Raw genomic sequence first — 23,369 nt, forward strand, 5'->3', positions numbered from 1 at the left:
GCCCCAAATATGACAATCGAGACAGAAATTTGCGTGATCGGTGGCGGTCCAGCGGGTGCGGTCACAGCAATGCGGTTGGCGCATTTGGGGCGTCGGGTGTGCCTTGTGGAAAGGGCGGGTTTTCCTCGACAACATGTTGGAGAGTCGCTGGCACCTTCTATTTGGCCAATCTTGGAAATGCTTGGTTTGTCTGGTCAGATTCAACAGGCGGGCTTCTTATCCGCAATTGGTTCTGTATTGCATTGGGGCGGCACATTTGAACGCCGTGGAACCGGGGAACGACGGGCGGGGTTACTAATCGATCGCGGTCTGTTTGACAGCATAGTGTTGAACTCGGCCAAGGAAGCCGGGGTTCGAGTGTTGCAGCCAGTTCGAGCCTATCGGCCAGTTCGAAACAACCAACGTTGGAATATCCCTTTAAAAACTGACGAAGGTCCATCGCGGATCGTCTCTAATGTCCTTGTAGATGCAGCAGGCAGGCAAGCCGGATTGGGGCGCAGCTATCGGTCTGCTTCTGCGCCACTACTTTGCCTTTATGCTTATTGGCGTGCACCGACAGGATTTGGTGCTCAGGCAAGGGTCGAGGCAGGGCATAGCCATTGGTATTGGAGCGCATTGCTGCCGGATGGAATTGTAAACGCGATGGTTTTTGTTGACCCAGTGACTTGCACCGGCCTGTCTCCTTCAGACCGGCGCGACCTGTACCTAAATTTGCTGGCGCAATCGACCTTGCTGTCGCCCTGTTTGGAACATCGTCGGATTGGTCCTGTCCGGCGCAGCGACGCCACCAGCTTGTGTGAAGTTACACCGCCAGCCCCCGATCTGTTGAGGGTGGGAGAGGCGAGCTTGACGGTCGATCCTTTATCTTCTCAAGGCGTGCAACTTGCAATGGGGCAAGCGGTTCAAGCCGCAACGGTGGTGAATACTCTGCTTTTGCGACCCGAAGATACGGGCATTGCATTGACTTTTTATAACGATCGTCAATTAGAGAGAGTTCGCGCTCATGCAGGGTTGGCAGCCGATTTTTACGCACGCCAGCAAAGAGTGTGTGACACAGATTTTTGGGCTAAACGGGCAACCGCTTGTTCCTGGGTGGGGTGTCATTCGGAAAATTTCGAAGAAGCCGAACTGCCGCGTACAGAACACCTGATACTGTCCAGAAGAACACGTATAGAGGAAGCTGGCATTCAAACGGACACCTTCATTCAGCCCGGCATCGTTGTGGTTCATCACAATCTTCCCCGCCCTGTTGCCAATATTGAGGGCATTCCGCTTGCGCCCTTGCTCGGACTTTTGAAAAAGCCAGCACACGCTCAAGATATCCTGAGCCGTTGGTCCGGCGTTGTTGACGCGCAAAAGGCCAAAAGAATTTTGGCGTGGCTTTGGCGCAATCGCATCTTGGTAGCAGCTCGTTAATCGCGGTTTCCTCTCCTAGTCGAATGGCCTAATGTTCCGACACGTTCGAAGTAGCCGTAAAGAGGTCACATGTCGCGATTCGATGGGTATTTCCTGCGGCAATTGCTTGTCCTGTTCGGCTTTTTCACTCTGGTGCTTGTAGGTGTCTTCTGGATCACCCGCTCTGTTAGCCTGTTCGACAGGGTCATAAGCGGCGGCCAATCTGCAATGGTGTTCCTGGAATTCACGGCTTTGACCCTCCCGACCCTTATCCGAACAGTCATGCCCATGGCGGTTTTTGCCGCCGCCGTCTATGCAACCAATCGCCTGAGCCGGGAAAGTGAACTGACCGTTATGTTGGCCACCGGTTCCAGCCCCTGGCGGTTGGCACGGGCAGTAGTGGTTTTTGGCGTTTGTGCCGGCTTGATGATGGCGGTCATAAGTGTCTTCCTACGTCCGGCCTCTCTGGAGCAACTTGAACGGAGGCAAGCCGAAGTTGCAGGCGATGTGACCGCACAGCTGTTGAATGAAGGTGAGTTCATGCACCCGACGGAAGGCGTAACGGTCTATATTGGGCGCGTTGATCTGGACGGCACATTGCACCAAGTTTTTGTTTCGGATGCCCGGGACAGCGAAAACCCGGCGAGCTATTCCAGTAACACGGCCTATTTGGTTAATTCTGGCGGCAACATGAACCTTGTTATGGTAGATGGCATAGCGTTGCGGCTGGACAAACGCGGGAACACGTTGTCTTCCACTTTGTTTGAAGACGCTTCATATGACATTTCAAGCATGGCCGAAAACACCGAAATCGGTAGACGCAGTCTAGAAGCTACCCCAACTTCGGAACTGTTGAACGCCCAGGAAGATGCAACTGCGCTTGGTTGGTACTCAGAAGGGCAGGTTATCGAAGAGTTACACCAGCGGTTTTCCTGGATTACCATCAACATTGCCGTTGCTCTTGTCGGGTACTCGGCTCTGATGTTGGGTAGTTTTTCGCGGTTTGGCCTTTGGCCGCAGATTTTTTCCGCATTTACCATCCTAGTACTGCTCGAAGGGTTTCGCGGCACGGTTTCACCAATTGTCATTGCCGATCCTGCGCTTTGGCTTTTACTATATTTACCTTCGGGCATCGGCATTGGCATTTCCGTGGTATTTCTGCTGATTGCCGGGCGGCCAATTTTGCGAAGGCGCGGCAGAGTAACACAGATCGCAAATACGCCCTGAAACCATTTGGGGGTCAGTAAGAAAAATCGGGTGCGTTGCAACGATTTTCTTTTGCCAGAATAGGTGAAACCGCTAATTTTGTCTGGCCAAGTTCGCGGAAGGGATTCGCCATGCTGGACAAAAATCATAAACCCACCTGGACAAGTTTCGAAGAGGCGACCAAAGAAGATTGGGATGCCGTTATGGAGTACGAAGAGGCATATAACGCGGCTCTTCCTGATCGTATTCTTGATGCAATTCGATCATTGGACGAAGACTGGACACCGTATCCATTGAACCGATATCAGCACAGCCTTCAGGCAGCGACCCGCGCCTATCAGGATGGAGCCGACGAAGAGTTGGTCGTGGCGGCCCTGATCCATGACACTGGGGATATTCTTTCGCCTTACAATCACGGTGAACTTTCAGCCGCGATGATGAAACCTTATGTCAGTGAGAAAACTTACTGGATATTGAAACACCACTGCGTATTTCAGGGTTACTACTATAACCACCATCTTGGAGGTGATCGGAACGCGCGCGACAAGTATCGTGACAGCCCATATTGGGAAGATTGCCGCTATTTTTGCCACGAATATGATCAGAAGGCGTTTGACCCCGACTATCCGACCAAGCCATTGGAGTTCTTTGAGCCAATGTTGCGTCGCGTCCTAAACAAGGGCGAGGGGCATTTGGAGCTGAATGAAACCAGTAAAGGCTAACAGGCGGCCATCAAGCGATAGACGATCTGAGCGGCAGTAAAGTCCCAGGCTGTGCTACCGTTCGGAGCCAACTCGACCACATCGAATCCGACGCATCTGCGACCCTTCAGGGAGTGTTCTACCAGTCGCAATGCTTGGTAGTAACCGAGTCCGCCAGGCACCGGTGTGCCCGTGGCAGGCATTAATGATGGGTCCAGGCCGTCCACGTCGAAACTGACATAGATGAGTTCGGGAAAATCGTCGGGCAAGTCAACTGCATGAATATTCCCCGTCACAAGTTCCTCGGCATCGACGTGGAAAATATTGTTTTTCAACCGGCTTTTCGCCTCTTCGGTTGAAAAAGCGCGGACTCCGAACTGGGCCAGTCGGATACCCTTTTCGGTCAATAAATGCATTACCGAGGCGTGGGAATGCTTCTCACCTTGGTAGGCTTCGCGTAGATCGGCGTGGGCATCGATCTGAACCATCCCGAATGGCTGTCCCAACGCGCGGGCAACGCCCATTACAGCACCATAGCTGAGTGAGTGCTCCCCACCCAATGTTACCGGAACTTTACCCGAACGCACGGCTGCTTCGGTGCGGTTGGCTATGTTTTCCATTACAGTGGGCAAGTCTGCGTCACAGTCGATCGGCTGTTCGGTAAAAATTCCCTCAACGCAAGGTTCGGCATGGCCGGTTATGCGTTCTAACTCGTTGCTGGCCTCAATTATGGCGTTTGGGCCATTTGCTGTGCCAGCCCCATAGGAAACGGTGCGTTCCAACGGCACTGGGATCACCCGAAAGCGTGCATTTTCACTTCGTTCTATTTCTGTCAATTCACTATCAAGAAAAACACTCACGAGAGGCGCTCTTTGAAATCTTCGTACCCGAATTTTTTCACGATCTTTAGGTCGCCAGTATCGCTGTTCCACAATGCGATTGTGGGCAGAGGGACGCCATTGAACGTATTGGTTTTCACCATCGAATAGTGCGCTTGGTCGAGAAAGGCAAAACGCTGTCCAATCTTAAGCGGCTGTTCCCATGTATAGTCGCCGATGACGTCTCCTGCTAGACAAGAAGGACCGCCCAGCCGGTAGGTATGACCCGCCTTGGCCTCATTCATCAGGGCAGGACGATAAGGTGCTTCGATGACGTCGGGCATATGGCAGGTGGCCGAGATATCAGTGATAGCCAGTTTCATGCCATTCGTTGGCAGGTCGAGGATTTCACCGACCAGAATGCCCGCGTCCAGTGCCACAGCCTCGCCAGGTTCCAAATATACTTCGATGTCGTATGTCTCTCGGATGCCTTTGATAAACGCAATCAATCCTTCCCGGTCGTAATCGTCACGAGTGATATGATGCCCGCCACCAAAATTCAGCCATTTGAGTTGAGCTAAGAACGGTTTCAGCTTCGGTGCCACGGCTTCCCAAGTGCTGTGAAGGGGCGCGAAGCCCTGTTCGCATAAAGTGTGCATATGGAGTCCGTCGACACCATCCAATGCATCGGCGGTCAGTTGGCTGACCGGTGTCCCAAGGCGTGAGCATGGAGCACAAGGGTCATACTTTGGAATCTCACCTTCGGAATGTTCCGGGTTAATCCGAAGACCTACCTGAACTTCTGCGGCTTTTGCCTGGTTCAGGAAGCGCACTTTCTGCGCAGGAGAGTTAAAGATGACGTGGTCGGACAGCGACAGGATCTCGGCCATGTCCGCGTCTTTGTAACCCGCACAGAATGTCGCGACCTCACCGCCGTATTCTTCCAGGCCAAGTCGCGCCTCGTATATCCCACTTGCGCAGGTGCCGCCGAGGTATTGGCGAACCAGCGGTGCAAGCGAGAACATAGAGAAGGCCTTAAGAGCGCTCAGCACGTGCGCTCCTGATCGGGTGCCGACATCGGCAAGAATGCGCAAATTACGTTCAACAGCCTTCTCGTCTACCACGAAGCAGGGGGTGGGCACGCGACTAAGGTCGAAGTTACGAAAAGCACCAGCGTCGCCCGCCTGAGTAGTCATCATGTCGGACATGTTCTGCTTCTCCTCGTGGTGAAAAGTCCGGGGATACCGTTCCCGGACCTGCGGCAAAATTCAGGTCAATGAAGCTGAATGGATCAAAAATCGACCGGGCCATTCAACTCGTGAACTTGCCAAGGAAGGCCATGTTCGTTGAGCATGTCCATGAAGTCATCTGGATCAAGTTGCTCCATGTTCCAGACGCCCGGCTCATTCCAGTTACCCTTTAATACCTGCGCTGCCCCGATCATGGCTGGAACGCCTGTGGTGTAGCTGACAGCTTGCGATCCGACTTCCGCATAGCATTCCTCGTGATCGCAGATATTGTAGATGTAATAGGTTTTCTCGCCCGAACCATCCTTGGCCTGACCGGTTGCTATGTCACCGATGCAGGCCTTTCCTTTAGTTTCTGCACCCAGATCACCCGGGTCAGGCAAAAGGGTTTTCAGGAACTGGATTGGAATGATTTCCTTGCCGTCATGCATAACGGGGTCAATGCGGGTCATGCCCACATTTTGAAGCACTTTGGCATGTGTGATGTACGCGTCCCCGAAAGTCATCCAAAACCGAGCGCGCTCAATCTCGGGGAAGTGGGTCGACAGCGACTCCAATTCCTCGTGATACATCAGGTACATGTTTTTCGGGCCGATGGCAGGGAAATCAAACTCGACCTTGTGAGTCATGGCGGGGCTGTGCTTCCACTCACCCTTTTCCCAGTGGCGTACTTCGGCCAGAACTTCGCGCAGGTTGATCTCCGGATTGAAATTGGTGGCGAATTCCTGATCGTTCGAACCGCCATTTGCGTCCAGCACGTCGATCTGACGGATCGTATCCAATTTGTGCATTTTCAGCCATTTGGCAAAAACGCTTGTCACGCCCGGATCAAAACCTGAACCGAGTATGGCTGTCAGGCCGGCCTGTTTGAACTTGTCCTGATAGGCCCATTGCCAGTGGTATTCGAACTTGGCCTCATCCTCGGGCTCGTAATTCGCTGTGTCCAGATAATGAATTCCAGCCTCAAGGCAGGCGTCCATAAGCACCAGATCCTGATAGGGAAGGGCAAGGTTTACCAGTATCTCGGCACCGGTTTCCCGGATCAGCTTGACTGTATCATCAACTTTGTATGCGTCCAGTTCTGCGGTGGCGATATCAACTCCGACCCGCTCCTTTACCGATTTGGCAATGGCATCGCATTTCGATTTCGTCCGGCTGGCCAAAGTGATCTCGGTGAAGATGTTGGAATTCATTGCCATTTTGTGCACGGCTGCGTGGGACACGCCGCCAGCGCCGACAACCAGTGTTTTGCCCATAGGAAATTCTCCTTTCACAGGGGATTATTCGTAATAGGTGTATCCGTTAATTGAGTCGCGGTAGGCGTTCATCAGGGTTTTTCGGTCCTTGGCCTTCAGAGTACCGGTCGAGATCGCTTCGTCTACCATTTTGCGAAATGCTGCGACACAATCGGCGGGATCGAATTCGACAGCGGCCAGAACCTGGCTGATCGTATCGCCCTCCTGTTCATGCAAGAGGTCGAACCCGCCATCCGGACGCAGATCGATGGTGACTGCGTTGGTGTCACCAAACAGGTTATGCAGATCGCCAAGCGTTTCCTGATATGCGCCAACAAAAAAGACGCCCATGTAATACTCTTCATCCTCGGGAAGGCTATGGACAGGAAGGCTGGGTGAGACGCCGTCTGCCAGAATGAAACGGTCTATTTTGCCGTCGCTGTCACAAGTTATGTCTGACAAGACAGCCCGTCGATTGGGATCTGTGTTCAGCATTTGCAAGGGGACGATCGGGTGCAACTGACCAATAGCCCAAGCATCGGGAAGTGATTGAAAAAGCGAGAAATTACAGTGATAGATGTCAGCCACCTTCTCGAGCTGATCACCCAAATCCGTTTCCAAGTCATCGGATGCAGCAAGCGCCTTGAGGTGCGCGATCAGCGATAAGTAGATACGTTCGGCGCGGGCCATCTGGCGCAGATCGACGTAACCCCTGCGAAAAAGTGCGCGTAGCTCGTTACGATAGAAAGTCGCGTCGTTCCAGCATTCTTGCAGGCGCTCAGTGCTAATATACCCGTGAACAGCCGCCAGATCCGAAACCATGTGGTGATCTTCGGGTTCTACTTCAGGACTATCTGGCGCATCATAAAGGGTGCTTTCCAATACATTGAAAATCAGCAATGAAGATGTTGCAACCACCGCACGTCCGCTTTCGGTGACCAAGGTAGGGTGCGATACCCCCGCTTCATCCATCGCGTAAGCGACGGTTTCGACCACGTTGGAACAATACTCCGAAACTGAATAATTTATCGAGTTCTCGGTCGCTTTTTTCTCGCCCGTATAGTCCACGCCCATTCCACCGCCTAGGTCGAGATGAGATAACGGTACGCCTTCGCGCACCAGTTCCGAGTAATAACGACATGCCTCTCCCACCGCGCGTCGTACGTCGTTGACGTCCTGAACCTGCGAGCCCAAATGCGAATGCTGCAGCTTGAGACAGTCCAGAAGGTCAGCGTTTTTTAGCTTGTCAATAACAGCCACCAGTTGATCGGTGTTCATCCCGAACGCTGATCGGTCACCCGAGCTTTCTTCCCACTTACCGCTGATCTGGTTGGTCAGCTTTACCCGAACACCGAGCAAGGGCTTGATGCCCAATTCTCTGTAGACCTCTATCACCGTGTCGGCCTCTTTCGGGCTTTCCAAAACAACTACAGTGTTGAAGCCCAGCTTACGACTTAGAATGGCAAGCTGGATGAACTCAGCATCCTTGACGCCATTGCAAACGATCAAAGCCTCAGTTGCCAGGCGATGCGCCAGCGCGATCACCAATTCGGGTTTGGACCCGGCCTCAAGCCCAAAGTTGTATTTCTTCCCAAATTCAACGATCCGGTCGACGACTTGCGCCTGTTGATTTACCTTTATCGGGAATACACCACGATAACTGCCCAAATAGCCCGAGCGATTTATCGCTTCAGCGAAACTCTCATTTATTTGAGTGATTTCGCTTTCCAGATACGAACTGACACGCAAGATCATCGGCGCCTTGATACCGCGTTCGTCCAAATCTCGAAGTATCCCCGGAAGACTGATCGCATCTGCATCAGGTGCCATGGGATTGCGAAGCCCGATCTCACCCTGTTCCGTCACTTCGATGAGACCTTTGCCCCATTTCTCAACCCCGTAAACGGAATGCGGTGCGTCAGGTGTCTGTTTCAATCAATTCAATCCTAGCAAAAAAGGTGCAGATTTCGCGCCCGCCAATAAGACAGCGAATTGATTCTTCCAAGTGTAATCTACGTGGTGTGCTTAAATGCTATAACTCAAGGCGCTGAGATCGACCACGTCAGCTATAATCTTGGGTTCAGCCAAAACCACGAATTAGCCTGCGTCCAGTTCGCGTGGGTACCGTACTTTTTGATCTCTGCATGGCCCTTCTCGCCGACGGCGGTCACATCAGAATGCAGCTGGGTATACGGCGAACCCACGACTGGCCGGACATACAGGCGGGATCAAATACTCTTTTTGCTTGGCTCCAACGAAGGCCGCTTCAGCAGTGTGCCAACACAACCAGACGAAAGCTCAAGGGTTTCTAATTCCGTATCGATTGGTCTAGCACAGCGCCTTTGTTGCGATTTCAAATGCTTCGCGACTTTGTTCTAAATCGTCATCCGAGATTGCAAGCGAGGGGTATAATTTCCCGGGCGACTTGAAAATTCCGTTTTCGCGCAGAATCTTGTTGTAAAGAGCGCCCCTGGCGGGGTCATCGTGAACGGCTGATCGGTAATCCCGGCACGGCGTGTCTGAGAAATAAACGTCAAACAGCGTCTCGTCGCCACAAATTTGATGTGCGATACCTGCACTCGCCAGAATATCGGACTGCATATCCTGCAACGCCCCTCCAACCGCACGCAATCGGTCATAGGTTCCATCGCGCTTTAAGACCTCCATTGTCTTTATGCCGGCTGCGGCTGCAATTGGGTTGCCTGAAAGAGTGCCAAGTTGCATCAACCACTTGTCGGCCCCAACTTGAGCTTTATCAAAATGTTGCATGATCTCTGTACTTGCGCCCAGAGCGGCTAACGGGAAGCCACCACCAATAATTTTACCAAGAGTGCAGATGTCCGGTATCACACCGTACCGCTCCTGCGCGCCGCCGTAAGCCAAACGAAATCCAGTGACGATCTCGTCAAAAATAAGAAGAACCTGATGTTTGTCACACAGCGCGCGCAAACCCTGCAAGTAGCCGGCTTCAGCAGGTACAATTCGTTGCAGCGGCTCGACGATAATGGCTGCTATGTCCGTGTTTTCGGATAACAAGTTTGCAACCGCTTCGAGATCGTTAAAAGGCGCAATCAACATTTGATCCGCGACGCCCTGCGGTATGCCGGCGCTGTCGGGCACCGCTTGAGGGAAGTTTGCGCGCTCAGCCGGGGCCAGACTCATTTGCGCCTCAGCGCTCATCCCGTGATACCCACCTTCGAATTTCAAAATTTTGTCGCGCCCGGTATAGGCACGCGCTAGGCGGATTGCGTACATGTCTGCTTCACCGCCCGAAGCAACAAATCGCACTTGCTCACAGCATGGAACGGCTTCAATGATCGCCTCGGCCAATTCGATCCCTTTACGGTTGTTGGCAAAAAAAGTCATGCCCAGCGGCAGTTGCTCTAGTACGGCTTCCATCACTTCCGGGTGGCCGTGACCCAAAAGCATCGGCCCTGATCCGATGAGATAGTCGATGTATTCCTGCCCATCTTCATCCCAGACGCGGCTGCCTTCGCCCTTCGCTATAATGATCTCAGGATCGAAATTGCCAAAGCCGCCTGCAGGCAGAACATGTTGAGCCCGCGTGATCCATTCGGCTTGTGTGCTGATTTTCTGCATTTGTCAGACCAATTCAATTATGGGCGACCCCAAAAGGTCGCGGTCAGGAGTAACACCCAACCCTGCTCCCTCGGGCGGTGCTATTCTGCCCATATTGCGGCTCGGCGCGTCTGGGCAAAGACGGGGCGAAACATACGAGGAAAGATCACAGGTGTTGAGCAACGAACCCTTCGGTGTTGAGGCGGCAAAATGCAATGATGCGGCGGTAACGATATCGGAACCCCAAGTGCATTCAGCGCATATTTCAGCGCCCAAGTGAACGCAGAGATCGCGGGCGCGACGCATGACGGATAGGCCACCGAACTTGGACAGTTTTAATGCAACCGCGTCCAGACATCCCAATTCCGATGCGCGCAATAAAGAGTCAGTATCAAAAGCGTTTTCATCGATCTTCATGGGCAGCCCGGTGGCCTGACGCACTGCAGCGCAATCTTCCAGAGTTTTGCAAGGTTGTTCCAGCATGATGTCCAGATGAGCCACCGCTCGGCCGGTACGTGTTGCATGAAGTCGAGAGGCGCCACAGTTCCAGTCGCCATAAACCAACGGCGCAGAACCAACTGTTTCACGAACCTTGATCAGGCGTTCCGCATCTGCTTCCCAGTTTGCATCTGTTCCAAGTTTTACCTGAAATTGACGTACTCCGCTTTGAAATGCGGATGCCGCGATCCTTGCCATTTCATCTGGTTCGATGCAGGTGATCGAATGGTAGACCGGCATGTCCGTTCGTGTGCGACCTCCTAACAGGGTGTACAGCGGCAACCCTGTCAAACGTCCGAACAAGTCCCACAACGCAATGTCGACGATCGACTTGGCATAGAAATGTCCCGGCAGCAAAGCATCAAGCGAACGCATTACAGCGTCGACACCTAACGGCTCCACTCCAAGCAAGCCTTCGGCCATTTCGGATACTGCGCTAGGCACACCTTTGGCATAGGCTGGCAAATAACGTGGGATTGGGCACACTTCTCCCCACCCCTGATGGCCTGTGTCAGTCTCAAGGCACAGGACGTGGCTTTCGACAGTGTCGCAAGTTTTGCCTTCGGCCATGTAGTAGGTTTCGTGGCTTGTCAGATCCAAAGACCATAAGGATATTTTGCTAATCTTCATCGATAAACCCCAACCGGATCGCCCAGGGTGGTTTCGTCAGGATGCACACCTAAACCCGGTGTTTCCGGCAGATGCAAATGCCCATCCCGGTTCCGGGGGCCGCGCCCTGCAGCAATTTCAACCGTAATCATGTCCTGACAGGCCCAAACGGCATGGCAGTTTTCATCAGGGATAGTGGCTGCCAGATGCAAGGCCTCGGTGTCGGCCAGAACGGTTCCGCCTGTCGCCATAACAAACATATCGATCCCATGGGCGAGGGCGATGTCCCTCATCCGGGCCGCTTTGGTCAGCCCACCAACGCGGTTCAATTTGATCCCGAATATCTCTGCCAAACCATCACGAGCAATTCGAGCTGCATCTTGTAAAGTCACGAGGCTTTCATCCACTGAAACGGGCGACGCATGATGGCCTGAGATGGCGGCGATGTCGTCCAACGTTTCACAGGGTTGCTCAAACATAACGTTCAAATCTGCGCAGGCACTCATAACCCGCAAGGCTTGCTGACGGGTCCAGCCTCGGTTCACGTCGTAAAGTATAATCTCACCCGGGTTGCGGATGCATTCGACGTCACGAATGCGGGCAATGTCACGCTCGACATCGCCTCCAATTTTCACCGAGTGGGCGACGTAGCCACGCTTACGATATCGCTCGATGACCGCTCGCGTTTCGTCAATGGTTTTTGCTCCGACAGACGAAGCAATAGGGCGCGGGGTCCGAGACCCGCCTCCCATCAGATCGGCAATCGGCAGGTTCGCAGCCTGTCCGGCAATGTCCCAGCAAGCCATATCGATGGGGCTTTTGGCGTAAAGATGGCCCGGCAATGCGGCGTCCATCGCGCGTTCAACTTGCAGGACCTTACGGGGATCGAGTCCAAGGATAAACGGAGCCATTGTTTCAACTCCGGCTCGAATGCCCGGGCCGTGCGCCGGGACATATGTGTGGCCCCATGGCGTGCCCTCGCCCCAACCGATCAGCCCTGAATCCGTTTCGACCTTTACCAGTGTCGCATCTAGGGTTTCAAATTTCAGTCGCCCTCCAGACAGCCAATAAGGATGTTCCAAAGGCAGGTCGAGTTGGTATACGGAGATACTCTTGATCTTCATGCTGCATACTCCGCCACCGGAGTGCCTAAACTGGTGAAATCAGGTCGAACACCCAAACCGGGAGTGTCCGTTGCATATAGCTTTCCCTTGCGCGCAACTGGACCGCCAATCCCGGTGGAGCGGGTATTGTAGTTCATGAGGTCGGTCGTGTTCTGCAGGTAATCGGGTGGAGTGGAAGCCGCAAAATGCGCCACTGCCGAAGTCGTGATCTCTCCGCCCCATGTGTCCTCGCTGACCACGGGTACGCGGTTTTCGATCAGATAGTCCCTAACTCGTCGGGCTTTGCTGATCCCACCGAGGTTCGATATTTTAAGGCAACAGACTTCAGCGCCTCGGTCCGCGACAATTCTTTGCGCCACATGCATGCCGGTAAGACATTCGTCCAGTTTCATCGGTTGTTCGGCCACGCGGCGTACTTGTTGGCATTCCTCATAGGTGCGGCAGGGTTGTTCCAGAATAAAGTCCAGACTCTTAGTCGCGCGGGCGACCCTGATCGCATTGTCCACACGCCAACCTTGGTTGACGTCCGCCATCGCTTTTTCTCCGGGTTCAAGCAGTGGTACAATGTCGCGAATACGTTCGATATCACTAGACCAATCGCCACCCACTTTTATCTGGAACTGGTTGTATCCCTGATCGCGATATAGGTTCATTTCTTTTATCGTTTGTGCCGTCTCTCTTTGGGGTGCTACTCGGTACATCGGAGCGCCATCCGTAAGCTTACCGCCCAACAGCATCCATAATGGCTGATTGCAGGCTTGCCCCAAGATGTCCCAGCAGGCGACATCAAATGGGGATTTTGCATAACCGTGGCCTTGAACCAGTGTGTCAATCAGTTGCTCAATCCGACCAACCTGTCGCGGGTCCTCACCCAGCAGTGCCGGAGCGATCAAACGTGCGATGGCGACGACACCTTCTGAATGAGCAACCATGTAATTTTCGCCGCAAGGTGTAAACTCTCCGCAACCTTGAAGACCTGCATCAGTATCAATAACGACTACTGAAGCAGTGGCAGTATCAAACGCATTCCCCCCACCCCAACAATAGGTCCCGCCAACATAAGGTAACCCCGTTTGATAAATGCGGATACGCGTTATTTTCATGGGAGCACCACAATGTTTCCCGTATGTTTCTTCGCGATAAATTCGGTTTGAGCTTCTTTCAGGTCTTTCAAAGGGTATGTCGCGGCCAGAACAGGTTTGACCTGATCAGCCTCGATGTATTTTACCAAATTCTGCATCACTTCTGGATCGATCACGGTGGACCCTGTGAATGTTAGGTCTCGCAAATAGAATGTCCTTAGGTCGAATTCGACGATTGGACCAGCGATAGCGCCCGAACAGGTGTACCGCCCACCGCGCTCCAACACATCGATCAGATTTGGCCAGTAAGGACCGCCCACGACATCGGCGACAACAGTGATTTTTTCGTCGCCTAATGCATGCCTTAAGTCGGCGGGAGCACGGGGCAGAATGTGATCCGGACCCAATTGCGCCACGTCGGCATGCTTGGCTTCGGAGGCCATTGCAATGACCCGAGCGCCGCGCCGGTTTGCCAGTTGCACCAACGCCCCACCAACGCCACCTGATGCGCCGGGGATCAGGACTGTGTCAGAATTCGATACACGAGCGCGGGTCAACATGCCCTCTGCTGTGGAGTATGAACACGAAAACGTCGCCAATTCAGCATCCGAAAGAGGCGAATTAACTGCCAACGCATTGCGCGCCGGGATTGTGGTGAACTCGGCAAAACCACCGTCTCGTTCGGAACCGAAATATCCGGTCTTGTCCTTGTTCAAAACGTCAGCAGGGTCGCGAAGCCAGCAGTCGGTGATAACGCGCTGACCTATCCGTTCAGCGTCAACGCCTTCCCCGACGTCTACGATTTCACCGCACACGTCTGCCCCTTGAATTCTTGGAAATGTCAAAGGAGCGCCACCCCACGTGGGATCATCCTGACCGACGGTTTCAAAGGCACCACCGGTTGTCGCGTCGCTGACAGTTTTAGAATACCAACCTGATCTGGTGTTCACGTCCGTGTTGTTCAGCCCGCAAGCCCCGACACGTATCAAAACCTCGTCCGCGCCAGGGGTAGGACGCAGCCAATCCTCGTGCCAGACCATTTGATCCAGATCTCCGTGGCCCATCGTGACCATAGCTCGCATCGTATTTGGCAAGTTCATTGAGCAACCTCCATCGCTGCATCAGCGCGGGGTAAAATACTTTCAGGATCGTAAGCTGGCTGCGCCAATACCTTTGCCGATCTGGGTGTGCCATGAATGAGAACCTGCAATTCGGTGTCCGCATTGGCCGCTTCGGGCTTAATATAGGCAAAGGCGAGAATCTTACCGACACTGTGGCCATAGACTACTGAAGCAGTTGAACCAACAACACGACCTTTGAAAAGAACAGCCTCGCCGCCATGACCGTCAATCGCTCCGTCAGGTTCGATTTCCAGATAGGCGCAGACCCACGGCAAATTGGTGTTCAGAGTCTTGTCTCGCCCAAGATAGTCCTTATCCGTGCGTGCAAATCGCAGCACGTCAGCTTCTGCCAATGTGACCTCGTTGGTTAGTTCCCCGGCGCCTTTGAAGCCTTTTTCCATGCGCATAACATTCATGGCAAAGCTGCCATAGTCCACGATTCCGTGAGCTTGCCCAGCAGAATGCAAAGCTGAATAAACATCCATGCACAACGCATTTGGCATGTGAAGTTCCCAACCCAACTCACCTGCGTAGGACATGCGAAACGCCCAAACAGTGTGACCGGCGATTTTGATTTCCTGCGCTGAAAGCCACCGGAAGCTCGCATTGCTAAGGTCTGCGTCAGTGCAGGCGCTTAGGACGTCGCGCGACCTTGGTCCATTCAATGAAAGGGCCGACCATTCGGCGGACAGCGAGTTGACGGTCACTTCCTCATCCACGCGATTGTGTTCCAAATGATCTAGCAGGCGCTGCTCGAAAAAGGCTGCGCAAACAAGGTAATACCGGTCGTGAGCCATACGTACGATCGTTGTCTCTAGTTCGATACGGCCCCGGCGGTTCAGCATATGCGTCAATGTAATTGACCCGTCTTTTTGTGGCATTCTGTTAGCCGTTAGACGATCCAGTAGAGCATATGCGTCGGCGCCTGATACTTCGACTTTGGTAAACGCGGTCACGTCCATTATTCCGACCCGTTCACGCACAGCTTTGACCTCTCGCCCAACCATTTCGTCAACTACGTTGCGCCGAAAGGAATAGTTATCTTGTTGAGGCACGCCGTTACGCGCGAACCATCGGGGTCGTTCGAACCCATAGACCTCCTCATGCACAGCGCCCTTGGATTTCAAATGCTCATGCAATGGAGATGGTTTGATCGGCCGCCCGGCAAGCCGGTTAAAATGCGGGAACGGGATTTCGTGGCGGAGGCAATAGTCCTCGTGCGCCTTGGTCACTTGCCATTCTTTATCTGCGTAGGTGCCAAAGCGGCGCGGATCATATTCGCGCATGGAAATGTCGGCGGCACCGTGAACCATCCATCTGGCCAATTCGCGGGTTAGACCCGGCCCCCAGCCTATGCCAATTTGAGTGCCACAGCAGCACCAATAGTTCCGTACGCCGGGCGCTGGGCCTATCAATGGGTTGCCGTCGGGCGGGTGACTGATCGCGCCATGCACCTCTCGTTGAATGCCAAGTTCAGCAAAGATGGGCATGCGGTTCAGGCTTTCTTCTAGCCACGGCATTACGCGATCGTAATCCGCATCAAATAACCAGTTTTCATAGTCCCAGGGGCAATGATCGTGCCAGACTGAATTCGGGTTTTCTTTCTCGTAGATCCCAATCAATCCGCGCTTCTGCTCCATCCGGATATAACCCGAAACTTTTTTGTCGTCTCGGATTACAGGAAGTTCCTTGTCCAGACCTTCAAACTCGGGCACCGGTTCGGTTACAAAGTAGTGGTGTGTCATCGATGTCATAGGCAGTTGCAACCCGGACCATTCTCCCATCTGGCGCGCATATGTGCCGCCTGCATTGACCACATGTTCACACGCAATCGTGCCTTTTTCCGTCTCTACGATCCACTCGCCGTTTGCAGACTGGGTAATATTCGTGGCACGACAATTGCGGATTATACGAACGCCTTTTTGGCGGGCACCAGCGGCCATCGCCATGGTCACATTGGTTGGGTCGACGTGGCCGTCGTCGGGTGTGTGCAGCGCGCCCAACACACCATCAAGATTGTAGAATGGGTGCAACTCTGCGATCCGTTCAGGGCCGACCAGTTCAATGTTGAAACCAAGAGACCGACCTACGGAAAGCGTGTGGCGCAACCAGTCCATTTCGTCTTCGGTATAGGCCAACCGGAACGAACCGCAACCATGCCAAGTAACTGCTTGTCCCGTCTCGGACTCGAGTTTGCCGGAATAGAGATCAATGTTGTAGTCTACGCACTTTCCCAAACCAAAGCTGGATGTGGAATGCGTGATCTGGCCTGCCGCATGCCATGTACTTCCGCTCGTCAACTCTGCCTTTTCCAGCAGGACGGTGTCCGCACCCCAGCCCTCGTGCCCGAGGTGATAGGCAAGGCCGACACCCATGACGCCGCCACCCACGATAACCACACGCGCGTGGGTCGGGAATTCAGATGTCATCGGATCACTCCTTCGAGTCGATTTTCTCTCGACACCGTAAGCAAACAAAAATACCATCGTCAATCATGAATGGGACAAATGTATCAAATTCGATTCTCGAACGGTTAGCTGACGAACTGCCGGAGTTGACGCCCGAAGCCCGTAAAGCAGCTACATACGTGCTAGAGAATCCACGGGATGTGGGCATTTCTACCGTGCGGGAAATTGCCGAAGCCGCAAACGTAAAGCCCAACACCATCGTTCGCATGGCTCGGCAGGTAGGGTTTGATGGTTACGACGATTTCCGCGTTCCGTTTCGCGAAGCGATCCGGAGAGGGCAGGCGGATTTCCCAGAGCGCGCCCGGTGGCTGCAAGACATTCGAAAGTCTGGAAACATGGGCGGCCTATACGCGGATATGGTTCAGGACGCCCTTCGCAACGTCGAAGAAACCTTTGCCAGCATTTCTGCCGAACAACTCAGGGCCGCGGCAGAGGATATTTGGAATTCGCGCAACGTTTTCGTTTTGGGCGTTGGTGTGAATAACTCGAACGCGAGAAACTTTGTTTATTTGGCCTCGACTGGAATGGTGCAATTCCACGCGATTCCTCGCCCAGGGTCCAATCCGATTGATGATCTGGCTTGGGCTGACGAACGTGATGTGCTGATTGCAATGACCTGCAGGCCATATCGAAATGAGGTCGTTAAAGCGGTTGAGGTAGCACGCCAGCAGGGAATGACTATAGTTGGCCTGTCTGACAGTCCGGCCAGCCCTGTTCTGCGAAACACCCAACATGGCTTTGTCATTTCGGCTGACACGCCGCAGTTTTTCCCATCCTCTGTTAGCACGATAGCGTTGCTGGAAACATTGTTGTCCTTTGTGATCGCTGTTTCGAGCGATGAGATCGTCGAGAGGGTCGAAACTTTTCACAAGCGCCGCCATCAATTAGGACTTTATCATTCGGAGGAAACGTGACTGCACCAATTCAATCTCTTGCAGCCCGTTACTACACGGACCCGGTTGTTTTCCGGGCTGAAAATGATGGTCTGCTTGCACGTACCTGGCAGTTCGGTTGTCACGCCTCTGAGCTGGCCGAGCCGGGAGCTTACGTAGCGTTCGAAGTAGCGGGGCAGGACCTGTTTGCTATTCGCGGGCGTGATTCCAAAATACGGGTGTTTTACAATGTCTGTCAGCACAGGGCACATCAACTGGTCAGTGGCACCGGAACTACTCGCGTTGTTGTATGCCCCTATCACGCCTGGACTTACGAACTAACGGGCGAACTGCGTGCTGGTCCAAACCTCAAAGCCGTAGAAGGTTTCGACAAATCAACTGTTTGCTTGAACGAAGTTCGGACCGAAGAGTTTTTGGGGTTTGTATTTGTCAATCTTGACCCCAACGCAACGCCAATGGATGATTGGTTTCCGAATGCGCGGGCTGAGCTTGAAGAATGGGTTCCAAACTGGGCAGATTTAAAGCCGCTGGAGTGGGTGGAAATTCCTGAACTCTGCAATTGGAAAGTATCGGTCGAAAACTATTCAGAATGCTACCACTGTTCATTAAACCACCCGACTTTCGCAAATGGAGTGGTCAAGCCGGAAACCTATGACATTCAACCTCAGGGGATGTGCTTGCGTCATACGACTGAGTGCCAAAGCCTTGAAAACATGACATACGATATCAGGTCTGGTTTTAAACATTTCGACGAATATTCCAGTTGGTTTCTATGGCCAATGTTTTCCTTTCAAGTCTACCCTGGGAATGTTTTAAACACTTATCACTGGCGGGCGGTGGACGCCGATCATGTCGTGGTCTGGCGGGGTTGGTACTCGGTCGACGGCATCGACGATCCGAAGATACGGCAACTGGCGGCACAGGACAGGGCGACCACGGTAGAAGAGGACATTCGCCTTGTGGAATCCGTTCAGCGCGGGCTGCATTCGCGTGGGTACCGACCGGGTCCGCTTGTGATCGATCCCAACGGGGGCGTAAATTCTGAACATCCGGTCATGCACCTACAGAAGTGGATGCGCGAAGCTGTCGATGGCGTGTGATATCGCGTGAAAACCCCATCAAACCCAGTGTGCCTATGGAATCGCATAACTTTCGCGAAAAAGGGAATAAGAAATGAGCTTATTTGACGAAGACCTGTTTCTTGCAGGTCTTGAACAACGCAAGGCAACGCTAGGTGCCGAATATGTCGAAAAGAATCTGGCCGCAGCAGATGATTTTACCCGACCCTTTCAAGAAGCAATGACAGCCTGGTGCTGGGGATTTGGTTGGGGCGACGATGTCATTGACGCAAAGACGCGGTCGATGATGAACCTTTCTATGATCGGTGCTTTGGGAAAAATGACCGAATGGGAAATCCATTGCCGGGGTGCCATTACCAATGGCGTCAGCGTTGATGAAATCCGAGCAATAATTCATGTCATCGGAATCTATTGCGGTGTCCCACAAGCGCTGGAGTGCTTTCGAGTGGCTCGCAAAGTCATTGAAGAAAAGAACTAGATTTCCTCGGGCAAGGCTTAGGTGTTTTCGTCTATCACGGACTTGATGCACGCAGAAATGAGTGCTTGTGAGTCTGGAAGTCGCAACAGCTGCCGGTGTTTTGTCTCTACTCGGTGCAATGTCTTGTTTGTCAGATGGGTATCAAGGACGTCGCCCTTGGTCATTGCAGGATTGCCCGGCGTCAGAAAAACGTGGGTCTTTCCATCAAAGCGTGGCACCTCGAAATCGTTGATTGCTAAGCCGTAAGCTAAAGAAACAGCTTCGATTCTCTGCTCTTCAGTCCAATTTTCACTGGCCATCAGCGCCTTCGCCTGAGGTACCGATTTTATGGCTTTTCGGGCATGCTTTGCGCGACGGAACATGTACCTCCACCGCTTGTATGTCCGGTAATACAATGGTTGCAGCGAGGGTTCAGCCCCTATCATTTTGTAAGGAGGGTCGAGTAATACCAATCCCGCAACTTTGTCGGGACCCAATTGTTTGAGAACCGCCAAGACCAAAGCGCATCCAGCCGAAAATCCGCACAACACGATTGGCTTGTCCGGGGTAACATCTTTGAGCGTGGCGATAGCCTCATCCGCCAAATCTTCGAGCGACTTGTCAAAAGGTACCGGCATTCTCGGCAGGCGGTGGCCGGGCATGTGAACGACAGTGTGATCTGGCCCTAAGTTTTCCGCGACATGCTTGAAAAACGGCATCAGACAATGAACAAGAGCCACAGGGGTTTTGTCGCCACCTTGATTGGCTGCGTGATAAACTTTCCATTTTTCTTGGCTGGGTCGACCTGCATCTGCGACTCGAACGCGATTTGCCAATTCGGCCACAGTTGGAAAGCTGAACAAGTCCATCGGCTCGAATGTAATGCCTCGTTCTTTCGCCTCGGCAGCAGTTTTGAGTGTTATGAGGCTGTCTCCGCCAAGATCAAAGAAATTTGCGTCCCGCGCGGGGTAGGGCACCTTTAGGATTTCACTAAACAGGTCAGCAATCTTTCTTTCCAAGTCATCTTGGGGAGGTGCGCCAGAAGGTACTTCAGACCAATTTTCTAGTAGCTCTGCCAATGCACGTTCGTCCAGTTTCCCATTGGGCAAGTTGGGGAACGACGCAACCCCCCTGACGGATCTAGGATGAAATTGCGCGGGCAGTGTCTCTTCGATTGTCTGTTTGACCTGATTGCACAAAGGGTCACCATCAGGGCATTCGACCGCAACAGAAATTGCCTGAACTCCGCCATAGTCCAATACCAGTGCTGCCATGCGCGTTTCCGTAGCGACCGAGCGGGCGACAGTTTCGATTTCAGACAACTCGATACGGTGTCCCCGGATTTTGACCTGCTTGTCTTTTCGACCCAGAAACGTAATGCTTCCCGACGAATCCGCGATACCCAGATCTCCGGTTCGATAGGCCGGTATTTCGTCCGGACCCAATGCAAAGAACCGATCTTGAGTCTGGGCCGGGTCGTCAAGATAACCTTTTGCCACTGTGCTGCCAGCTACAACGATTTCTCCTACTTTACCCTCTGGGATCGTGTTGTCGTCTTGGTCCACGATGCCCACCCAGGTACCGGGAATAGCGGTGCCAATCGGCACGTTATCCTCCCCGTTCCACTCGGTGGTGTCGTAAGACGTACACCACACGGTTGCTTCGGTCGGTCCATACTCATTGACAATTCGGCAGTCTGGCAACACGGATTTGCACTGGGCGACCAATGCAGCAGGTACCGCCTCGCCCGCTGCAATCAAAACACGCAAGCTGTGAAGGCTTCGTCTTTCGACTGTGCTTAGCAAGGCTTGTGCCAAGCTCGGAAGACACAAAGTATGAGTAATTCGATGATGTCGGATCAATTTGCCCAAGTTTGTCGGGTTCTGTTCAACTCGGTGGGGCGCAATGACAAGGTGCCCACCAGTAGACAGTGTCCAGTAAATGCCTGCTACCGAGCTGTCGAATGCTAGAGATGAAAGAAGTAAATACGACTCTGGCGGGGCTCTATAAACAGCTTCGCGCGCAGATGTTGAGATGGCTAACGCGTTCCGAGTGATCTCGACGCCCTTTGGGCGGTTCTGCGAACCAGATGTGAACATGACGTAGGCTCGCTGGCCAATAACACTTTCGGTGTCGTCAATCGCTGTATCCAACCCATCAAACAAAATTATGCTTGCCGTATTCGGCAGCAGGTTTTCGAGACAAGTGGAACTGGTGACAATGAAACGTGGAGAGGTAGCCTCAAGTATTTGCGATATACGGCGCGTCGGATAGTTCATGTCCAACGGAACATAGGCCGCGCCTGTCATCATGATACCGATAAAAGCCGCTATCGCTTCGAACCCTCGAGAGACGGCAACAGGAACAATATCGCTAGGGCCCACGCCGGATTGTTTCAAGGCCCAGGCGATTTGCCGGGACCGAAAGGAAAGTTCGGAGTAGGTTAGGGTCCCCTTTTCATCAGAAACGGCCGCGGCGTTGGGTTCTGCCTTCGCATGACTCAAAATCCGCTGTACAACGTCTTGATAGTTTGGATCGTAGGGTACGATTTCAGGTACCTGTCGGGAACGGAAGATTTCTCTGATACGGAGCTTGGGGTCGCGTACCATTTCAGACAGTACATGTTCATACCAAGAAAGTAGTTCGTCGACCCCGACACTTAACCTGTTTGGGTCAAAATATACTTCTGCTCTGAACTGTCCGTTGGGTGTCACCAAAAGAGCAAGAGGGTAAGAGCTGTGCTGGACAGTTCTAAGGTTGGATAATCGAATATCACCAACATCAAAATTTTCCTGGGCAACACCTTCATTGACAAACAACGTGTCGAACAAAGCTGTCCCCGCTGGAAACGGGGCACAGGCTTGAACTTCGGCCAACGAAGCAAACTCATGTTCGCGCCGCGCAATTTCTGCCTTGGCGTGACTTTGCAACAGAGTTTCTACAGTTTGCCATGGGTCAATTTTCACGCGCGCTGGCAACGTGTTAATGAATGGACCGACGGCTTCGGAAATTCCGGGAATATCCACAGGTCTGCCAGCGGTAGTCGTGCCAAATATTACATCGTCCTGCTGCAACAAGTGGCGCATTAACAAAGCCCAACTCGCTGACAAGACCGTGTTGCTGGTAACTTTCAATTTGCGTGCAACGTTGTTGACCTGTGTAAGCAGGTCATCACCCAGGAACACAGATTTGCACTCTTGCACCAATCCACTTTGGGATGCATCGCTTTGCGGAAGAAGACAAGGTTCTTCTAGACCCTTGAACTGTTCGGTCCAAAAGCTTGTGTCGGTCAGGTTCGGATGTTTGTTCAGCCAGCTAAGATAATTTTTGAACCCAGGGGGCTGCTTGCGTGAATGGGGGATACCATTGTAATTTTCTAAGGTGCCTCGAAGTGCGATTTGGGTGGACCAGCCATCACTGATTAGATGATGCACTGTCCACAAAAGTCGCCATGAGGTGTCAGTAACACGAATGAGTGTCGCTGCCATCAGCGGTGGAGACTTAAGGTCAAACCGCCGGGTCTGTTCCAACCGTACCAGATCGCGTAGTCGGGTATCAGTATCATCAAAACCTCGCCAATCCAGCTGGCGCCAAGGCAAGGCGGAATTTTCTTTAACGATCTGAACGGGTTGTTTGATACCTTCCCACACAAAACCTGTTCGCAGCGCGTCACGTGCATCCAGAACTTTCTGCATTGCGGAACGCAATCGTTCGGCGTTAAGCGGACCTTCAAGAGTGCACGATACCACAGCCACATAAGCACCGGGAACACTGTCGGGATCGACAACATGAAACAACATACCCTTCTGTGATGGGGTCAAAGGCAGAATATCCGCTATGCCCTTGGGATGTCCCAT

17 protein-coding genes are annotated in these 23,369 nt (G+C 52.9%); 6 read left to right on the forward strand and 11 right to left on the reverse strand.

What is annotated here, in order from left to right; all coding sequences use genetic code 11:
* Positions 1-9: 9 nt before the first annotated feature.
* From qhpG to AC2FNE_RS12550, 3 genes are all read left to right on the forward strand, one after another.
* On the forward strand, positions 10-1,416 hold the full coding sequence (qhpG, locus tag AC2FNE_RS12540; RefSeq protein ID WP_170608644.1) for a flavin-dependent monooxygenase QhpG: 1,407 nt from the start codon (positions 10-12) through the stop codon (positions 1,414-1,416).
* 69 nt (positions 1,417-1,485) lie between these two features.
* Complete coding sequence (lptF, locus tag AC2FNE_RS12545) at positions 1,486-2,622, forward strand: LPS export ABC transporter permease LptF (protein ID WP_170608643.1); 1,137 nt, start codon at positions 1,486-1,488, stop codon at positions 2,620-2,622.
* A gap of 110 nt (positions 2,623-2,732) precedes the next feature.
* The gene (locus AC2FNE_RS12550; protein ID WP_170608642.1) at positions 2,733-3,323 is read left to right on the forward strand and encodes an HD domain-containing protein; all 591 of its coding nucleotides are present in this window, start codon (positions 2,733-2,735) and stop codon (positions 3,321-3,323) included.
* Here the strand turns inward: AC2FNE_RS12550 and speB are convergent.
* From speB to AC2FNE_RS12600, 10 genes are all read right to left on the reverse strand, one after another.
* Positions 3,320-4,162, reverse strand: coding sequence for an agmatinase (gene speB / locus AC2FNE_RS12555; RefSeq protein ID WP_170608641.1), 843 nt, complete (start codon positions 4,160-4,162; stop codon positions 3,320-3,322). The genes AC2FNE_RS12550 and speB overlap by 4 nt on opposite strands.
* A complete protein-coding gene (gene nspC, locus AC2FNE_RS12560) occupies positions 4,159-5,328 on the reverse strand; it encodes a carboxynorspermidine decarboxylase (RefSeq protein WP_496805490.1) in 1,170 nt (389 codons plus the stop codon). Before nspC ends, speB begins: the two co-directional genes overlap by 4 nt.
* Positions 5,329-5,411: 83 nt before the next feature.
* Positions 5,412-6,623 (reverse strand): saccharopine dehydrogenase family protein, encoded by a 1,212-nt coding sequence (locus AC2FNE_RS12565; RefSeq protein ID WP_170608639.1) that lies wholly within the window; start codon positions 6,621-6,623, stop codon positions 5,412-5,414.
* A 24-nt stretch (positions 6,624-6,647) separates the two neighbouring features.
* Positions 6,648-8,537 (reverse strand): biosynthetic arginine decarboxylase, encoded by a 1,890-nt coding sequence (gene speA / locus AC2FNE_RS12570; protein WP_170608638.1) that lies wholly within the window; start codon positions 8,535-8,537, stop codon positions 6,648-6,650.
* 393 nt (positions 8,538-8,930) lie between these two features.
* Positions 8,931-10,202 carry an aspartate aminotransferase family protein gene (locus AC2FNE_RS12575; protein WP_496805491.1) on the reverse strand — a complete coding sequence of 424 codons (1,272 nt, stop codon included), beginning with the start codon at positions 10,200-10,202 and terminating at the stop codon, positions 8,931-8,933.
* Positions 10,203-10,205: 3 nt separating this feature from the next.
* Positions 10,206-11,309 (reverse strand): mandelate racemase/muconate lactonizing enzyme family protein, encoded by a 1,104-nt coding sequence (locus AC2FNE_RS12580; protein WP_496805492.1) that lies wholly within the window; start codon positions 11,307-11,309, stop codon positions 10,206-10,208.
* Positions 11,306-12,412 carry a mandelate racemase/muconate lactonizing enzyme family protein gene (locus tag AC2FNE_RS12585; protein ID WP_496805493.1) on the reverse strand — a complete coding sequence of 369 codons (1,107 nt, stop codon included), beginning with the start codon at positions 12,410-12,412 and terminating at the stop codon, positions 11,306-11,308. Before AC2FNE_RS12585 ends, AC2FNE_RS12580 begins: the two co-directional genes overlap by 4 nt.
* A complete protein-coding gene (locus AC2FNE_RS12590; protein WP_170608634.1) occupies positions 12,409-13,515 on the reverse strand; it encodes a mandelate racemase/muconate lactonizing enzyme family protein in 1,107 nt (368 codons plus the stop codon). Before AC2FNE_RS12590 ends, AC2FNE_RS12585 begins: the two co-directional genes overlap by 4 nt.
* Positions 13,512-14,594 (reverse strand): alcohol dehydrogenase family protein, encoded by a 1,083-nt coding sequence (locus AC2FNE_RS12595; protein ID WP_254442655.1) that lies wholly within the window; start codon positions 14,592-14,594, stop codon positions 13,512-13,514. The genes AC2FNE_RS12590 and AC2FNE_RS12595 overlap by 4 nt, the downstream gene beginning before the upstream one ends.
* Positions 14,591-17,044 (reverse strand): FAD-dependent oxidoreductase, encoded by a 2,454-nt coding sequence (locus AC2FNE_RS12600; protein WP_496805494.1) that lies wholly within the window; start codon positions 17,042-17,044, stop codon positions 14,591-14,593. Before AC2FNE_RS12600 ends, AC2FNE_RS12595 begins: the two co-directional genes overlap by 4 nt.
* 65 nt (positions 17,045-17,109) lie before the next feature.
* Here AC2FNE_RS12600 and AC2FNE_RS12605 point away from each other — a divergent pair, with 65 nt between their 5' ends.
* From AC2FNE_RS12605 to AC2FNE_RS12615, 3 genes are all read left to right on the forward strand, one after another.
* On the forward strand, positions 17,110-17,997 hold the full coding sequence (locus AC2FNE_RS12605) for a MurR/RpiR family transcriptional regulator (RefSeq protein ID WP_170476676.1): 888 nt from the start codon (positions 17,110-17,112) through the stop codon (positions 17,995-17,997).
* Entirely contained in the window at positions 17,994-19,076 is a 1,083-nt protein-coding gene (locus AC2FNE_RS12610; protein ID WP_170608632.1) for an aromatic ring-hydroxylating oxygenase subunit alpha, read from the forward strand. The genes AC2FNE_RS12605 and AC2FNE_RS12610 overlap by 4 nt, the downstream gene beginning before the upstream one ends.
* A gap of 73 nt (positions 19,077-19,149) precedes the next feature.
* Positions 19,150-19,533, forward strand: coding sequence for a carboxymuconolactone decarboxylase family protein (locus AC2FNE_RS12615; RefSeq protein WP_170608631.1), 384 nt, complete (start codon positions 19,150-19,152; stop codon positions 19,531-19,533).
* A gap of 17 nt (positions 19,534-19,550) precedes the next feature.
* Here AC2FNE_RS12615 and AC2FNE_RS12620 read toward each other — a convergent pair whose 3' ends face one another.
* Positions 19,551-23,369: an alpha/beta hydrolase gene (locus tag AC2FNE_RS12620; protein WP_496805495.1), complete on the reverse strand. Its 3,819-nt coding sequence runs from the start codon at positions 23,367-23,369 to the stop codon at positions 19,551-19,553.

Source organism: Ruegeria sp. YKSD179 (genome assembly GCF_059612885.1).